Origin of the sequence: Rhodococcus sp. 14C212 (genome assembly GCF_011058195.1) — a bacterium.
GTDB lineage: Bacteria > Actinomycetota > Actinomycetes > Mycobacteriales > Mycobacteriaceae > Rhodococcus > Rhodococcus aetherivorans.
On sequence record NZ_JAALEH010000193.1, the window covers coordinates 1 to 2,240 of the forward strand.

General features: G+C 70.4%; 2 protein-coding genes. One reads left to right on the plus strand and one right to left on the minus strand.

Going from position 1 to position 2,240, the window contains the following annotated elements:
- Nucleotides 1-106 precede the first annotated feature (106 nt).
- Complete coding sequence (locus G6038_RS30570) at nt 107-1,660, plus strand: acetyl-CoA hydrolase/transferase family protein (RefSeq protein ID WP_165042643.1); 1,554 nt, start codon at nt 107-109, stop codon at nt 1,658-1,660.
- Between the two features lie 27 nt (nt 1,661-1,687).
- Here G6038_RS30570 and G6038_RS30575 read toward each other — a convergent pair.
- On the minus strand, nt 1,688-2,240 hold a 553-nt coding region (locus G6038_RS30575), incomplete at its 5' end, for a DUF3515 domain-containing protein (RefSeq protein WP_165042645.1).

Consider the following 2,240-nt stretch of genomic DNA (forward strand, 5'->3'; position numbering starts at 1 on the left):
GGTCGGGGGTGTGGCATGCGGCGGGGGAAGTGGTCCGCGCCCCATCCGGTCCGCCGCTGTGACGGAGGCGTCGTCGGCCGCCGAGCGTGCTCGTACCCTGTTCGTTATGCAGACGCAGTTCCTCCGCCCCGCATCCGACTCCTCTCCGAGCCGAATCGACCACCCGGCGTTCCGGCAGAAGGTCGTGTCGGCGGAGGAAGCCGTCCGCTGGATCCAGCCGGGCCACACCGTCGCCATCAGCGGTTTCGCCAGTGCCGGCACGCCGAAGGCGATCACCCCGGCGCTCGCGGAGCGCATCGGGGCCGCGCGCGCCGCCGGCACCGACTTCACGGTCAACCTCCTCACGGGCGCGTCGGTCTCCGCCGAGACCGAGCGGATGCTGTCGGAGGTGGCCGGCATCTCCCTGCGGATGCCGTACCAGGCCGAGCCCACCGCCCGCCGCAACATCAACAACGGCCGCATGGACTACGTGGACATCCACCTGTCCCACGTCGCCCAGCAGGTCTGGGAGGGCTACTACGGGCACGTCGACGTCGCGGTCGTCGAGGTCTCCGGCGTCACCGAGACCGGTGAACTGATCCCGTCCGCGTCGATCGGCAACAACAAGACCTGGCTCGACGTCGCCGAGAAGGTGATCCTCGAGGTCAACTCGTGGATTCCGGCCGCGATGACGGGTATCCACGACGTGTACTACGGCACCGCGCTGCCGCCGCACCGCAAGCCGATCATGCTCACGGACGTCGAGGACCGCATCGGCCAGAGCACGTTCCGTATCGACCCGGACAAGGTCGTCGCCGTCGTCGAGACCCACGCCCGCGACAGCGCCAGCCCGCTGACCCCGCCGGACGCGGTGAGCCAGGCGATCGCCGCGCACGTGCTGGACTTCTTCGAGCACGAGATCTCCCGTGGCCGCCTGCCCGCGGACACGCTCCTGCCGCTGCAGTCCGGCATCGGCAACGTGGCCAACGCCGTCCTCCAGGGTCTCGATGCCGGCCCTCACAAGGGTCTGACCTGCTACTCCGAGGTCATCCAGGACGGCATGCTGCACCTGATCAAGCACGGCACGGTCCGCTTCGCGTCCGCCACGTCGCTGGCGCTGAGCGAGGCCGGAATCGACGAGCTGGTGTCGAACATCGACTTCTACCGCGAGCACATCGTGCTGCGCCCCCAGGAGATCAGCAACCACCCCGAGATCGTGCGCCGCCTCGGCATCATCGCGATGAACGGCATGCTCGAGGCCGACATCTACGGCAACGTCAATTCCACCCACGTCATGGGCACCAAGATCATGAACGGGATCGGCGGATCCGGCGACTTTGCCCGCAACGGCTACCTGTCGATGTTCCTGAGCCCGTCCACCGCGAAGGGCGGCAGCATCTCGTCGATCGTGCCGATGGTGCCGCACGTGGACCACACCGAGCACGACGTGCAGGTCCTTGTCACCGAGCAGGGACTAGCGGACCTGCGCGGGTTGTCGCCGCGGCGCCGCTCCCGGGTCGTCGTCGACAACTGCGCCCATCCGGACTACCGGGACATGCTGCACGACTACGTCGACCGGGCCGAGGCCGTGCCCGACGCCGGACACACCCCGCACCTGCTCGGCGAGTCCCTGTCCTTCCACCAGCGTTTCCTGGAGTCGGGATCCATGCTGGCACAGTAGGTTCCGAGGGGCCGACGGCCGGCGCCGTCAGCCGCCGGCGACCGGCGCGGGGTCGATCGGCTGTTGCGGGAGCGACCGCGTGACTGCCGCCGATATCGTCTGCAGCGGAGTCGGACCCGAGCCGTTCGGCACTGTCAGCGCCACGTACACGGGGCGGTCCACGACGAACCACGTGCTCGCATCGATGCCCTCCGCGGCGCCGGACACCTCGAACCACTGGACACCGTCGACCACCTGCAGCGCCGCCGCCTGATCGAACTCGGCCGGCCGCTCGAGCCCGCACCGCAGCACCACCGGCTCACCCTCGACGGGCTGCCAAGCCGCGGCCCCCACCGGGGCCGGGTCGGCCAGCTCCGCGCGGCGGAGGTCGCCGACCTCCTCGGGCAGCGCACCCAGCAGCGCCGCGCACTCCGGGGACTCGGCCTGCGGCGCCACCACCGGACCCAGCGCCACGGGCGCCAGCTCCGGTGTGCGGTTCGCCAGGACCGCCGCCACCACGATGCCGATCAGCAACGCCACCGGCAGCGCGACGGCCGTGGCGATCAGCGCGGGACTGCGGTGGTGTTCGGCGTCGCCGGCG